13 protein-coding genes and 1 tRNA gene are annotated in these 14,104 nt (G+C 33.8%); 5 read left to right on the top strand and 9 right to left on the bottom strand.

Annotation, left to right across the window (positions count from 1 at the left end; all coding sequences use genetic code 11):
• The first annotated feature begins 144 nt into the window (after positions 1-144).
• Positions 145-217, top strand: a tRNA-Thr gene (locus BM183_RS11770).
• 285 nt (positions 218-502) lie between these two features.
• Here the strand turns inward: BM183_RS11770 and BM183_RS11765 are convergent.
• The gene (locus tag BM183_RS11765) at positions 503-1,375 is read right to left on the bottom strand and encodes a DegV family protein (RefSeq protein ID WP_091687080.1); all 873 of its coding nucleotides are present in this window, start codon (positions 1,373-1,375) and stop codon (positions 503-505) included.
• A gap of 351 nt (positions 1,376-1,726) precedes the next feature.
• Between BM183_RS11765 and BM183_RS11760 the strand changes: the two genes are divergently transcribed.
• Positions 1,727-2,500: an ABC transporter ATP-binding protein gene (locus tag BM183_RS11760; protein WP_091687079.1), complete on the top strand. Its 774-nt coding sequence runs from the start codon at positions 1,727-1,729 to the stop codon at positions 2,498-2,500.
• Positions 2,487-3,308, top strand: coding sequence for an ABC transporter permease (locus BM183_RS11755; RefSeq protein WP_091687078.1), 822 nt, complete (start codon positions 2,487-2,489; stop codon positions 3,306-3,308). The genes BM183_RS11760 and BM183_RS11755 overlap by 14 nt, the downstream gene beginning before the upstream one ends.
• Positions 3,309-3,388: 80 nt before the next feature.
• On the opposite strand, the gene BM183_RS11750 is transcribed toward BM183_RS11755, so the two are convergent.
• The 5 genes from BM183_RS11750 to BM183_RS11730 all read right to left on the bottom strand — a co-directional run bounded on the left by BM183_RS11750 (position 3,389) and on the right by BM183_RS11730 (position 9,805).
• Positions 3,389-5,095 carry a S8 family peptidase gene (locus BM183_RS11750; protein WP_091687077.1) on the bottom strand — a complete coding sequence of 569 codons (1,707 nt, stop codon included), beginning with the start codon at positions 5,093-5,095 and terminating at the stop codon, positions 3,389-3,391.
• 100 nt (positions 5,096-5,195) lie between these two features.
• Entirely contained in the window at positions 5,196-5,483 is a 288-nt protein-coding gene (locus tag BM183_RS11745) for a hypothetical protein (protein ID WP_091687076.1), read from the bottom strand.
• 284 nt (positions 5,484-5,767) lie between these two features.
• Complete coding sequence (locus BM183_RS11740; RefSeq protein ID WP_091687075.1) at positions 5,768-6,604, bottom strand: DegV family protein; 837 nt, start codon at positions 6,602-6,604, stop codon at positions 5,768-5,770.
• Positions 6,605-6,947: 343 nt separating this feature from the next.
• Positions 6,948-8,999, bottom strand: coding sequence for a molecular chaperone HtpG (gene htpG / locus BM183_RS11735; protein ID WP_091687074.1), 2,052 nt, complete (start codon positions 8,997-8,999; stop codon positions 6,948-6,950).
• A gap of 308 nt (positions 9,000-9,307) precedes the next feature.
• Positions 9,308-9,805: a DUF5721 family protein gene (locus BM183_RS11730; RefSeq protein ID WP_091687073.1), complete on the bottom strand. Its 498-nt coding sequence runs from the start codon at positions 9,803-9,805 to the stop codon at positions 9,308-9,310.
• A gap of 171 nt (positions 9,806-9,976) precedes the next feature.
• Between BM183_RS11730 and BM183_RS11725 the strand changes: the two genes are divergently transcribed.
• Both BM183_RS11725 and BM183_RS11720 read left to right on the top strand, forming a co-directional pair.
• Complete coding sequence (locus tag BM183_RS11725) at positions 9,977-10,180, top strand: hypothetical protein (protein ID WP_091687072.1); 204 nt, start codon at positions 9,977-9,979, stop codon at positions 10,178-10,180.
• Positions 10,177-10,392 carry a hypothetical protein gene (locus tag BM183_RS11720; protein ID WP_091687071.1) on the top strand — a complete coding sequence of 72 codons (216 nt, stop codon included), beginning with the start codon at positions 10,177-10,179 and terminating at the stop codon, positions 10,390-10,392. The genes BM183_RS11725 and BM183_RS11720 overlap by 4 nt, the downstream gene beginning before the upstream one ends.
• A 105-nt stretch (positions 10,393-10,497) precedes the next feature.
• Here the strand turns inward: BM183_RS11720 and BM183_RS11715 are convergent, their stop codons facing one another.
• The 3 genes from BM183_RS11715 to BM183_RS11705 form a co-directional block, all read right to left on the bottom strand.
• Positions 10,498-11,178: a TraX family protein gene (locus BM183_RS11715; protein WP_091687070.1), complete on the bottom strand. Its 681-nt coding sequence runs from the start codon at positions 11,176-11,178 to the stop codon at positions 10,498-10,500.
• Between the two features lie 47 nt (positions 11,179-11,225).
• Positions 11,226-13,145: an alpha-amylase family glycosyl hydrolase gene (locus tag BM183_RS11710; RefSeq protein ID WP_091687069.1), complete on the bottom strand. Its 1,920-nt coding sequence runs from the start codon at positions 13,143-13,145 to the stop codon at positions 11,226-11,228.
• Positions 13,146-13,362: 217 nt separating this feature from the next.
• A complete protein-coding gene (locus BM183_RS11705; RefSeq protein ID WP_091687068.1) occupies positions 13,363-14,025 on the bottom strand; it encodes a DUF6320 domain-containing protein in 663 nt (220 codons plus the stop codon).
• Between the last annotated feature and the right edge of the window lie 79 nt (positions 14,026-14,104).

Below are 14,104 nucleotides of genomic sequence, written 5' to 3'. Positions count from 1 at the left end.
ACGAAAAAACCGTTCATGATCTTGGCACTCCACTCAGAAAATACAAGCAAGCTTGCATTTTCTTCATTACGTTTTTATTATATCATATTAGTAAGAATCTACTTCTTAAATCTTTAAGAAGCAAATTTGTACCAGATATATTCTGCTGGAATAGCTCAGTTGGTAGAGCAACTGATTCGTAATCAGTAGGTCGTCGGTTCAAGTCCGATTTTCAGCTTACAGAAGGCTCTTAGGCCTTTTTTTATTGCAAAAATATAAGTCATTAAAATAAATATCATTCTAAATCTTTATATTAAACTAAATTTGATAAAAGTTCAATGTAATTATATCCAAAAAACGTCATTCAGAGCCATACATCCCTATTCCCACATTCAAAAGATTCTTTTAAATTCAACTTGGTTGAACTTATGCTCAGAATGACAATTTTTTGTTTTATAAAAGCATCTTTATTTATAAATACTATTTTAATATATTTTAGTTTATACAATTTTTTCTTAGTGGACTATTCTCTGGTTTCTCCCATAAAACATATTCCTACTGCACCTGGACCGGAGTGCGCTCCTATACTTGGACTTACGGTATTCACTATCACATTGTCAGTGTGTAGTCTTTCTTTTATTAATTTTACTATGTACTGAGCATCCTCCAGAGCATCTCCATGAACAACACAGATTACATTGTCTTCTTCTTTATATTTACCCATTTGTTTTTCCATATTGTCTACAATCGTAGTTAAGGATTTTTTACGCCCTCTGGCAGTACCGGAAGAGACTAAGGCTCCTTCTTTATTTACAATTAACATTGGTTTTATATTAATAATACTTCCCACGATGGCAGTCATCTTAGATACTCTTCCTCCTCTTTGAAGATGGAATAAATCATTTACAGTAAACTGGACGCAAAAGTTTAATTTGTTAGCTTCAATCCACTCTGCTATCTCTTCCAAGGTCTTGCCCTGTTCTTTTAACTGAACAGCCTTCATAACCACCATGCCCTCACCCATGGATACATTTAGAGAATCTAATACTACAATTTTTACACCGGGATTTTCTTCGGATATTTCTCTCGCACCGGTTACAACGTTACTGTGGCCTCCGCTAAGAGCAGAAGAAAAGCTAATATGTAATACATCCAAACCCTGATCCGCATATTTTTGAAATGTTTCCCTTATTACAGCCGGATTACTTGCCATAGTGGTAGGCATTAGACCTCCACGCATCTTATCATAGAATTCTTTTGGGGTCAGGTTGATTTCATCACCATAAGTAATACCTTCCAAATCATAATAATGAGGTATGATACCAATCTTTTTTTCTTTTATGTAATCAGGTAATAAATCGCAATTAGAATCTGCAGTAATAACAAAATCTCTCATTTACAACTTCTCCTTCTATATGTTTTTTTCAGCCTTCCACAAGCAAAATGTTACTTCGTCCCATCTTAAATAATGGATGCTTTGCTTCACACTTCTGGTATATTGCATTATAAAAATTCTATCCCATAATATTAGACCTTCTTTATGACAAAATATAAGAAATCAGGCCTTATAGTTATATTTTAACCGATTTAACACTATTAAGCTACTATTATCTTATATTTTTTTTATTTAAATTTTATTTATTTTTAAGTATTTTAATAATCATAACGAATATGTTTATATTTTCAGGAAAGTAACCTAACAATTTTGCCTTCATATAATACTATATAACTAAATATGGAGGAATATATGGGCGAATTTTTAAGAATTGACCACGTCAGTTATAACTACCATAATCTTGAGAGTGAAACTCCTGCATTAGATGATATTTCCCTTTATGTAAATGAAGGTGAATTTCTTGCAATTGTGGGACCTAGCGGATGTGGAAAATCGACTCTTCTATCGCTGATTGCCGGACTTATTACTCCTGACAGCGGGGATATCTATATAAATGGTAAAGATATTAAATCATCTGGGAAAAATATTGGTTACATGCTGCAAAAGGATCATTTGTTAGAATGGCGTTCTACTCTTAGAAACCTTACTTTAGGCCTGGAGATTCAACATAAACTGACAGATCAGAGTTATTTGTTGATTAATGACATGTTAACAACTTATGGGCTAATTACATTTAAAAATGCAAAACCATCAGAACTTTCCGGAGGTATGAGACAAAGAGCAGCTTTAATTCGAACTTTATTATTAGAGCCTGATATTCTGCTCTTGGATGAACCATTTTCTGCTTTGGATTATCAAACCAGAATTGAAGTATCTGACGATATCTGGAGTATTATACGCAAAGAAAAGAAAACTGCCATATTGATTACACACGATATATCTGAGGCAGTCTCCATGGCCGACCGGATTATAGTGCTAAGCCACCGCCCGGGAACCGTAAAACGTGTTATCCCTATAAATTTAACCGTGGAAGACAAAACTCCTTTTCGTTCAAGAAGTGCTCCTGAATTCAGGGATTACTTTAATTTAATATGGAAGGAGCTAAATAAAAATGAGGAAGAATAAAAGCAAATTAAATGCTACTGAACTGGCTATTTCCGCTTCCCATCAGGCCTTTGTAAAACGACATATGAAGAAAATGCGCATTATACGAATCTATCAGATTCTCATTATCACTTGTTTCATTGCATTATGGGAATTAGCGACTCGGGCAAAAATACTTAACTCTTTTATTTTCAGTAGTCCCTCAAGGGTTGTAAAAACATTTCTGGATATGGCTTCTGACGGAAGTGTATTTTATCATATGGGTATTACTTTAATGGAAACCTTCATCAGCTTTGCTTTGGTGATTATCATCGGCTTTCTGGCTGCAACTTTATTATGGTGGAATGACAGTGTGGCAAAGGTATTAGAGCCCTATCTCGTAGTGCTTAACAGTCTTCCTAAGTCAGCATTAGCACCGGTTTTTATCGTATGGCTTGGAAATAACGTCAAAACTATTATTATAGCAGCAATTTCTGTAGCAGTATTTGGTACCATTATTACTTTATATACCAGCTTTACTACTGTAGAAGAAGATAAAATTAAGCTAATCCGAACATTAGGAGGCAGTAAGAAAGATATACTGCTGAAGGTTATTATACCAAGTAACATTCCCGCCTTGATAAGCATCATGAAGGTTAATATCGGATTGTCTTTGGTTGGTGTCATTATTGGAGAATTTCTGGCAGCAAAAGCCGGACTGGGATACCTGATTATTTATGGAAGTCAAGTATTTAAGCTGGATTGGGTTATAATGTCCATTGTTATACTTTGTATTATGGCAACATCTCTTTATCAGTTATTAGCTTTCGTGGAAAAAAAATACAAATAGAATATAAGCCTTAGTCCACCATAAGCCTATTTATTAAAGCTATTCTTATAGCAATTTGATAAATAGGCTTTTTTATTACATCAATAACGTTCTACAGGTGCAGCCAGAACTGCTGTTTCTAAAGCACCTTCTAAATTCAAAATACCATATCCCCATTCCTGATTTGGATATGTCACATTAGGATCCCTATATGCCCCCCTGATTAACAATCTGTTTACATCAATACCATTCATAGTAAGATGATTTCCTCTTATAATTCCCCATTCAAGAAGCTGTGCAACTGTTCCCGCTGCATATGCGGCAGCTATTCCCGTGCCGGATGCATTAATGAAAGTCCCTGCTACACTGGGTGCATAAATATTTTGACCGGGTGCTGATACATTAGGTTTAATAAGATCGACCTTGGTAAATCCTCTGCTTGAAACCGGATATATATTTAAATCTACGGGGTTATAAGCAGTTACTGCAAATAACCATTCTGCATTAGCAGGAGCTGATAAAGTTGTGAAAGGGTTTGGAAGTATAAAGCGGGTTTCTCTTGATATAAACTTTTCCATTGGAAGCCAAATGTGATAGTGCATGTTTAAAAAACCTTCCTCAAATACATGCAGCTGCCATACTCCTTGCTGTGGACTTCGAAAACGGAATAATAAGAAACTATCTCCTATTCTGGGAACCCTCACTTCATTATCTACAAATATGACTGTTTCACCATACTCCAGCCGAATAGTTTCCTGTTTTAATATTGTGGCAGGTATTCGGGCTATAAACGTACCGTCCGGTGCAATAATTTCGGCTCCAAATATACTTGGAGAATCTCCCCAAAGTTCCATGGAAAATCCATATTCGTTTGGAGCAACATTAAGCTCTACTATTTGGTAACCAACTTCCGGATCAACTACACCAAAGAAATGATGCTCTGAAATCCCTTCGTTTCCTGCTCCTACTACTACAGAAAAACCAATCGCTTCATTTACCTGCATTAAATAACTACTTAAAATATCTAATCCCATATGTGGTCCCTGGGATGTCCCAATTCCCAGACATATTACCATCGGTTTTCTTAGATTAATTGCAACCTGCTGCAGAAATGCAATAGCCATCATAATATCATTTTCCTGATAACATATAGCTGATTCAGGTATGCAAAAGAATTCTTTTAGATAGGGTTTAGCAGGTTTTAATTTCACAACAGCAAATTCAGCCAAAGTTGCTACACCGGTAAAATCCGGATTGTTAGGATCATATCCCCCTGCAATTCCTGCTAACATAGTTCCATGTCCAATTTCATCTACACTAGGTACAACAGAAAATGGGTCTTCACTTAATAGAGCATCATTAATCTCTTCTCTTCTGTACTCAGTGCCATAAAATAATTCTGCAGGATATCTGCCTGTTTCTATAGTTTGATCCCATATGGTGACAATCCTGCTTGTATTGTTCTCATTTTTAAATAATGGATTCGTATAATCAATTCCTGTATCTATCATTCCAATTAATACCCCTTCACCATGAAGAGTGTTGGCTTGTAAAGCATTAAGAGTAGTATTATTTTCCATTTCCATCTTGCCTGATGAAAGCAGACCATAACATTTTGGAATTGCTTCATAAGAAAATTTATATACACTATTATAAGTCATATAGGAAACCGGTATAAAGATTGTTGAATATTGATTATTTATCCTGTTAATAGAATAGGGAATATCTATTACAATAGGCTGATCATTATCTATTATTAGGTCTGCATAATCGTTACTGGTTATTTTAAATCTTTCATTGTCAGTCATCTTAAAACCTTTATTTTCTTTTTACTAATATATATGTATTATAATGAAAAAAATTAACATTAATAAGAACTATTCCTAAAACTTTTACCCTCCTATTCCTTTACTGAAACTGTGCAAGTATCTTACCGTCTAAATCAGCCACATACCAGGTGACACTACATCTGCCTCTCCATCCATAGCTGGTATCATTATAATCCATACAGGTCACAGGAATTAACAGATAATTACCATATTTTTTTACACTTGCACTATAGTCAAATTCCTTTTTTTGTTTATAAGAAAGATTAATAAAGGATTTGATCAAATTCTTCTTATTAGTTCCAGAGGTAAAGCGGGATACTGTAATTAAATCAGACACCGCCGGAGAGGTTCCCTCCGTTTCACTCAACTTAGTCTTATCTGTGGTCAGAACAGTTAACTTTTTCTGCCCCGGCAGCAGTAACGAATAATACTACTTTCGAAGAGGCTTCATTAAATTGACTAAAATACAAGGTGTTATCCAAGTTTTTCACAAAACTTTAGGTCATGTAACAAAAAACAGATCTGAGACAGAGCATTAAAACGCCCTATCCAGATCTGTTTTTGACGATACTTTCCCATTATTCTATTATGGCAATGAGGATAAATGATGTTACCTCAACGTTAATACAGTGTACATGCACATATTTTGAACTAATAACTAACAATTACTCCTCCGCGATTGGCATACATGGTACTGATACCTGCTGTATTGACTATAAACCAGTCTTTAAAGGGTAATCTTTTTAATATCTCATCTTTAACAAATATTGCTCTTTCTAAATTATTACAATGAGCAATACCCAATGTTTTATTAATGACACTTCCTGCATCTTCTTCTATAAGTTTTGCCATTAAACTCAACGCCTTTAGAATACCTCTTGCCTGACCCAATTTGTTGATAGTTCCTTCCGGTGTTGATCCCATAACAGGTTTTATATTCAAAGCACTTACCAGTATGGCTTGCAAACTGGTTAATCTTCCATTCTTACGTAAGGTATCCAAATTCTCAAGTACAAATTTAGTATTCTGTTCATCCCGGTATTGTTCTACTAATTTAACAATCTCCTCAAAACTTTTTCCTTCTTCAGCATATTCATAAATCTTCTTAACAATTAGTGTCTGCCCAACAGAGGCACTTCGGGAATCAAATACTGCGATATTCTTATTAGGATGTTCTTCCAAATATAATCTTTTTGCAAGTAAAGCGCTATTGTAAGAACCGCTTAAACTTGAAGAAAGAGTAACCACATATATATCTTCTTCCCCTTCATATAATTTCATATAAGTATCAGGTGATGGGCAGGATGATTTAGGACAGTTAGGGCTCTTTTCTAACTTGTTCAAAAAATCCTCTTGGTTAAAATTAATATCGTCATAAATGGTCTCTCCATCTATTTCTATGGATAAAGGCACTAATTGAACCTTCATTTGATTTTTCATTTCCTCTGTTAGATCAGTGCAGCTGTCTCCTATAATTCTATATGCCATATCCTATTCCTCCTAAAGTCTATATCATAATTATTCCACTAAATTTTAAGTATAGTATTCCATATTATAGTTTTTATCTCCAAAAAGTTTACAAAATCCCATATATTAGAAACATTAACCATATAGCATTTGCTTCCTCACTATATCATATGGTTTTTATTACTACTAATCATAGCACAAAATATTACATTTGAAAAGACTTTTTTTATAATTATAGGATGTCTTTGCTTGAACAAATAAAAGAGATGCTGCATATTTAAATTGCTAAAAACCAGTCCGTATTTTACTGATTTATAAATTTAAATATACAGCATCCCTTAAAATCTGCCTTAGGCAGTTATTTCTATTTTGCTAAAAGCATCATGATTTCATTGCTTCTTGCTATAAATTTAGTCATAGACTCACCATCCAACGGTTTGTGACTTAGCATAGCCAAATCATATAGTTGTTGGCAAATCATTGGTACATTTTTACTGTCTGTATTTTCAAAAATATATTGTACTAATTTGTTGTTTGCATTTAGAACCAGAGTTTGCTCATTACCAAACATGTCGGGATTCATTCCATACATGTTATACATTTTCATCATTTCCTGCATTCTTCTTCCTTCCTCTGAAAGAGTGATCATTGAGGAAACTTTATCATTCTTTAATTTCATGACTTTCACTTCTAGTTTGTCATTGTTTAAAACTTTTCGGAATAGTTCAGACAATTTGTCATGTTGTGCTTTTAATCCTTCTTCATCATTGTCCTCTTTAAAACTGTCTGTAATATCCGCATCAATTCTTTGGAAACGATATGACCTTTCATGTTGTTCCAATTGTGTGATGAATGGCTGGTCAATATTATGTGTTAAAATAAGTGCATCAATGCCTTCTTCTTTAAACATGTTAATGTACTGGCTCTGTTGCTGTTCGTTGGTAACATAATAAATAACATGCTTTTCTTCATCCTCTTTTTTATCTGAAGCCTCTTCTGACTTCTCTTTAGAGGAAGTATCTTCTGCTTTATCCTGTGCTGCATTCTCTTCAGCTGTTTCGTCTGTATCTGCTTTCTCACTTGCTTTAACATACTCAGGCAATGTTATATATTTGCCTTCTAAGTTCTTAAAGATTATAAAATCTTTCATTTTTTCTCTGAATTTATCATCTTTTAAGCAGCCAAATTTAATAAATGGACTGATATCATCCCAGAAATTTTCATAGCTTTCCTTTTCAAGTTTATACATCCCAGAAAGCTTGTCTGCAACTTTCTTGGTAATATAGTCAGAGATTTTTTTAACAAATCCATCATTTTGCAAAGCACTTCTGGATACATTCAATGGCAGATCCGGACAATCGATGGTACCTTTCAAAAGCATTAAAAATTCCGGAATTACTTCTTTAATATTATCTGCTATAAACACCTGATTGCAATATAGCTTAATGGTTCCTTCCAAAGAATCATATTCTGTATTGATTTTAGGAAAATATAGAATACCTTTTAAGTTAAATGGGTAATCCATATTTAAGTGAATCCAGAACAACGGTTCTTTATAGTCATGGAATACATTCCGGTAAAACTCTTTATATTCCTCTTCGGTACAATCATTTGGATGTTTCATCCATAAAGGAGTAGTATTATTAATAGGCTCCGGCTGCTTTGGAACTTTCTTATCAACCGCCGTACCATCTTCTTTTACTTCTGCGTCAATGATATTATCATCTGCTGCATTTTCTTCTGGGTCTGTAGTTTCTACACTTTCTTCAAACTCTTCCGGGGCATTGGCATTTTTAAAATATATTTCTACCGGCATAAAGGAACAATATTTATTTATTACTTCTTTTGCTCTGTATTCGTTAGAGAATTCATAGCTTTCTTCATTCAGATACAGAGTAATCTCTGTTCCTCTTGTATCTCTGGTTCCCTGGGTCATTGTAAATTCCGTACCGCCTTCTGACTCCCAATGAACACTTTCCGCTCCTTCCTGCCAGGATAAGGTGTCAATGGTAACTTTGTCAGCAACCATAAAAGCAGAATAGAAGCCTAAACCAAAATGTCCGATAATTTGATCTTCGTTGGCTTTGTCTTTGTACTTATTTAAGAAATCTGTTGCACCGGAGAATGCAATCTGGTTAATGTATTCTTTTACTTCATCAGCAGTCATACCAACACCGTTATCAATGAATTTCAGTGTCTTTTCTTCCGGATTAACGATTACATCAATTCTGAATTTATTATCATCCGGAAGTGTTGCCTCTCCCATTAATTCTAGTTTTTTTAATTTAGTAATTGCATCACTGCCATTTGAAATTAACTCTCTTATAAAAATGTCATGATCAGAATATAACCATTTTTTAATAATAGGAAATATATTCTCTGAATTAATAGACAAACTACCATGTTCTTTATTCATTTAAATCGCTCCTTTTATGTTAATGTTTTTTATTTATATAACCATGCTCTCTTCAAAGTCTGAAGACTTTTTATGTAGCATTATTTCCGGTTGAAATTCTTTCAACCTTTGAAAGGATTCCAACCTTTCGACATGATGTCGCTTTGGAAACATACTTTTCTTTCCTCGTTAGTAATTATATTAATACTGTAACTTTTATTTGTCAAGAGAAAATTAGCACTCATCAAAAGAGAGTGCTAGTAATTTGTAAATTATATTATATTTTCATGTTATAAATTTGCTTTACCGGATAATTTTTCTATTTACATTCAGATTTCTTCCACTGCAATTTCATAGTATTTCAGGAAGTCCTTCACATAACCGTCCCATACTTGATCTAAGGTTTTATCTAAGGTAAAGGTTTTTATTGATGTTCCTGTAATGATGTTGAGATTTTCTTTTTCGTATCTAAGGTTCATAAACAATCCGTTTATTTCCTCTTTCTTCATGGGTATGCCTGATTTCTGAATTACTTTTTCAATATTTTCAGGAGATAACGCAAATACTGCTTTTATGAATATTGGCAGTTTATTGCCTTTTATTATAGTAAATGCAAAGGGTTTTATTTCACTCCACTTGGAATAATTTCTTTCACCTAGTATCTCTAACTCATCCTTAGAATAAAACTCTTTATTTAATTTTCCATCAATGTGAAAATGTGTAAAGGTATTTATATCTAATTCGTTTATTAAAAAATTATCGAAAACATTGGATATTAAAAATTTAGACATAAAGTCCTTCACATCAATTATTTTTAAAGAAATCATGTATATTTCCCTCCATTTTGCAAAAACTAGTATAGCATGATATCACCCTGGTTCCAATGCATTGTATGCAATTTTATGCATTAACCGTTATTGCATAGAACGCTGTCAGATGGATACTTCGTATCCTAAGATCATGCAATAAGATTTTGACATCAAGGAGGGATATTTATCATGTATTTTGATCATTCCAAGAGAAGCTACTATCGCTTCCCAAGTAAAAATAGTGTTGTAGACTTCGATGAACCGACTTCTTATTATTTTCCTGATAAGAATTCGATTTCAGCCGAAGACTTAACCGGCAGCTTCTTAAACTCAAATTACAATTATTATGATGATCTCCATGATTATTCTCATGGGAAAGGAGAAACCTTATGAGAGCTAGTAATAAAGCTTATGAAGATGTAGCAATACATTGCAGCGGCTATGAAAAAACATCTGATAATTCATTCACAAATAAAACAGATGATGAGGATTCTGTATCCTGCTTAAATTGTAAACATTTTGATGAGGATGAACACTGTGTTCTGGATTTATATGATAAAGTAGCTGAAAGCAGGGGCATTAGTCCTCGTAATTCAGAAGAGTAATTTCCTTCTTTCATGATGTCATTCTGAATTTATTTTTGTCTCATACCAAGTAGTCTTTTCCCATTTGGTTATATTGGACGAATTAGTTCAGAATGACATTTTCATTTATATTACTGTGCTGATCCAATGTAATATAAGTATGTGCACCGGATAAAAAGCGTAAAATATATATTTGTTGAGTTTAGGTCCTCTTTCTCCATTATAAAGCCATATAAACAATAAAGAAATAGTACCGAATCCCTGAATGGATAAAATAGTTTGATTTACTAGAAAGATTGTCAGTAATAGTAACCATTTATTATTACGGAATAAATAAAAGCATACAATCATTAATATACCCATTGCACCATAGTCAGTTCTTAAAAACTCAGCCATTTGACATCCTGTTAGAATAATAACTATTGTTAAAATGAATGTCATTGTACTGCTGTATCTATATTTATTTTCAACCAATTGAATAAGAAGTATTACAAATAAACCAATAAATAAAGTAAAATAAATATTTTGACCGCTTAAATTATCTATAAAATTTTCACCTTTTATAAATGCTATATCAAAAGGTATTTCTGATATCAGAGCAAAGATTCCAAGCCGGATCAGATAATTTCTTACACTCCTTGTATGTAAAAATCCCTCTACCAACAAGAAACAAAAGATAGGAAATGCAAGCCTGCCAATGCTTCTTCCAATAAACCAAAGAGGTGAACTGCCGGGTATTAATTGAGCTGTTGCATGATCAATCAACATGGTAAACATTGCAATTAATTTCAAACTCAAACCATTCATGAAATATATTTCTCCCGTTTTATATCTTAATTTAATCTATATTACTGCTATTTCCCAATTAAAACAACAATGGATCTTTCTTTCACCTTACATTCCTTTTGGCTGTTGGAAAGTACCAGTTCTTTCTCTTCTGGTTCCTTATCAACTGTTTTTTTATCTGCTGATAAAGAGCTGACTGTTCCCTTCTCTTCCGCTGTATCAAACAATACATACCACTTCATATTTTTAGGAAGACCGGGCAAATCAAAAACATGCTCCTCCCAGTGCATATTACATGCTATATATAAATTCACATCATTTTCTGCCGGACTTACCTTTGCATATTGTCCTGCCAGCATAATGCCCAACATTCTGCTATAAAAAGAATAATCCGGATACCAGGCTTTAATCCCATGATAAGACAGGTCAGGATAACCACTTGAAATGTAATCCATGCTTTTTAACGGATAATCCATATGCAGGATAGGATGGCATTGTCGAATTGAAATAAGAAATTTTACAAATTCAAAAATGTCTTTATTGGTATCTATGTCATCCCAGTTTAGCCAGGATATCTCATTATCCTGACAGTAGGGATTATTATTGCCCCATTGGGAGTTTCCAAATTCATCTCCGGCTAATATAAGGGGCGTACCCTGGCTTAATAAAAGAACAGTAAAAGCATTTCGTATTTGTTTTCTTCTAAGGCTTAAAACTTTTTTATCCTTTGTTTTTCCTTCCCTGCCACAATTCCAACTGTAGTTATATTCCAAACCGTCACGGTTGTGCTCACCATTTGCTTCATTATGTTTTACATCATAAGAATACAGATCCATTAAAGTAAAACCATCATGATTGGTAATATAATTAATGGCACCCCACTTATCCGGATTATATTTAAATCGGGAAGCGAAAGAGGAAATTTTAGATTCATCTCCTCTTAAAAAACCTTTTATGTCGACGGAATACCCATCATTATATTCTGCCAGATTCTTAAAAGAAGGTACAAATCCTCTGCTGTATACCTGCTCCTTATCCCATCCTGCTGCAAACAATTTGGTTCTTCCTAATATGGGCTCCATTGCTATGGTTGTTCCCGGAACCCTTTCACCCATTAAGCAAAAACCATCTATGTGATATTCCATAACCCAATATTTTAAACAATCCAAAATTAGGATGTGGTTTGTTCCATAGGGAAAATACATCTCCATTATAACTTCTATCTTTTCTTCATGGAGCTTCTTAATCATTGTCTTACACTCTGTATCTGCTTGTACTGGATTTGCTGCATACGATGCCTTAGGTGCAAAATAAAAATTGTCTTCACTATAACCCCAGTAATTAACTTTAGTTCCTTGTTCTCCGATTCCTTTAAAACGTATATTTTCGTTGAATTCATATATTGGCATAAACTGAATGCTATTAATACCCAGTTGCTTAAAATAGGGAATTTTTTCTGTTACCCCTTGAAAGGTTCCGGGATTTTGTACTTTTGAAGATGGGTGTTTGGTAAAACCTCGTAAATGTAACTTGTAAATAATTAACTGTGAATAGGGGATATATAGAGGTTTATCCTCCTTCCAAAGATATTCCTTTGGAAGTAAACCACCCCTTAATTTGTGTTTGCCGCTTAAGGTTCCTTCTCCGTAGATTTCTCTGCCATAAATCAATTTGGCATAGGGATCTGCAAGTTCTCTGCCATTTACTTCATAGCCATAGGTATATTCATAGGGTTTTTCAAATAAATAAATTAATTTCTGATTCTTTTTTACCATCGATTCGGACAGAATACAGGAGAAAACATTACCTGTTTTATATTCAGAAGTAAGAAGAAAAGATACCGCCATTTCACCTGTTTCTTTGTGGAATAATTTTAGTATACATTCTTCTTCATTGGGTATGGATACAGCAAAATTTATTCCATTAATAAGCCTGGTAACGCCTAAAGGTACAGGCAGCCCCTTTGATAAAGTTGATTTAAGATTCATCCTTCTTCACCCATTGCATACATATCTGTTTGCTGACGCCATAATTTTTCAGATATCTTACTGCCACAAAAACATAACTTAAAGAAGCGGCAGGCAAATTGATCCTTTCTTCTTATTTTTTCATACTTTCCAACTTAGTTCCCCCGAAAGCCGTAAAGGCTGGTAAATCCAAGGCCATTGTTAAGCATCCTCGGCTTAATTAATATTTGCGCTTCAACTATAAATGCATTCTTTTATTCAGCTCTTCCTTTATATTCTCACCTTCAAATATTATAATTGCCGCTAAAGATATGATACTGACTGTGGTACAAACGATGGAAGGATACCGGTATTTTAAAATATCTAACAATAAAAATGCAAAAGGAATAATACCAAAGATTCCGTCCATTAACATATATATGAGAAAATTTCTCACACTTAAATGCATGATCTTTGCTGTAACATACATTACGATCATAGCCACTACACAGGCAATAGGAATAACAAAATCAATTGACCATCCCTTCCAGCCTGTACGCCAGTCCCATACCACTGCCAATATTGAGATAATAGCAACCTGCCAAACAATACTTTTAGGGATGTTATTTCTCTTTTTAATAACAACTCCCAAACTAATCCACATACAAAAAATACCCGAAATAACCAGCATGGACCAGTTAACTTCTGTTGGAAACATAGCATTAACTGCAAAACTCATAACAATTATGCTGATAGACAGAAATATTAACATTCTAAAGATAACGTTATTCTGATAGGTTACCGGTATCTCCGGAAATACTTCTTCACTGTCATTACCATTCATCTTTAATGAGTTCTGGCATAAGGGACATTTTTTTCTATTTCCACGTAAATAAACTTTACAATGTTCACAATATTGCATATTCTTTACTCCTCTCAAGTCTATTGATTTCCTTCAAATCCATAGATTTGCTACTATTCGTTAGATTTGTCACAATCGT

Source organism: Anaerocolumna aminovalerica, assembly GCF_900115365.1.
GTDB classification, from domain to species: domain Bacteria; phylum Bacillota; class Clostridia; order Lachnospirales; family Lachnospiraceae; genus Anaerocolumna; species Anaerocolumna aminovalerica.
The sequence above is the reverse complement of the archived record's forward strand: the minus strand, read 5'-3'. Positions and strand labels throughout refer to the sequence as shown.

What these genes read in the sequence shown, in the direction of transcription:
- BM183_RS11765 (WP_091687080.1), bottom strand. Translation starts at nt 1,375, where the DNA reads ATGAGAGATTTTGTTATTACTGCAGATTCTAATTGCGATTTATTACCT.
- BM183_RS11760 (WP_091687079.1), top strand. Translation starts at nt 1,727, where the DNA reads ATGGGCGAATTTTTAAGAATTGACCACGTCAGTTATAACTACCATAAT.
- BM183_RS11755 (WP_091687078.1), top strand. Translation starts at nt 2,487, where the DNA reads ATGAGGAAGAATAAAAGCAAATTAAATGCTACTGAACTGGCTATTTCC.
- BM183_RS11750 (WP_091687077.1), bottom strand. Translation starts at nt 5,095, where the DNA reads ATGACTGACAATGAAAGATTTAAAATAACCAGTAACGATTATGCAGAC.
- BM183_RS11740 (WP_091687075.1), bottom strand. Translation starts at nt 6,604, where the DNA reads ATGGCATATAGAATTATAGGAGACAGCTGCACTGATCTAACAGAGGAA.
- htpG (WP_091687074.1), bottom strand. Translation starts at nt 8,999, where the DNA reads ATGAATAAAGAACATGGTAGTTTGTCTATTAATTCAGAGAATATATTT.
- BM183_RS11730 (WP_091687073.1), bottom strand. Translation starts at nt 9,805, where the DNA reads ATGATTTCTTTAAAAATAATTGATGTGAAGGACTTTATGTCTAAATTT.
- BM183_RS11725 (WP_091687072.1), top strand. Translation starts at nt 9,977, where the DNA reads ATGTATTTTGATCATTCCAAGAGAAGCTACTATCGCTTCCCAAGTAAA.
- BM183_RS11720 (WP_091687071.1), top strand. Translation starts at nt 10,177, where the DNA reads ATGAGAGCTAGTAATAAAGCTTATGAAGATGTAGCAATACATTGCAGC.
- BM183_RS11715 (WP_091687070.1), bottom strand. Translation starts at nt 11,178, where the DNA reads ATGAATGGTTTGAGTTTGAAATTAATTGCAATGTTTACCATGTTGATT.
- BM183_RS11710 (WP_091687069.1), bottom strand. Translation starts at nt 13,145, where the DNA reads ATGAATCTTAAATCAACTTTATCAAAGGGGCTGCCTGTACCTTTAGGC.
- BM183_RS11705 (WP_091687068.1), bottom strand. Translation starts at nt 14,025, where the DNA reads ATGCAATATTGTGAACATTGTAAAGTTTATTTACGTGGAAATAGAAAA.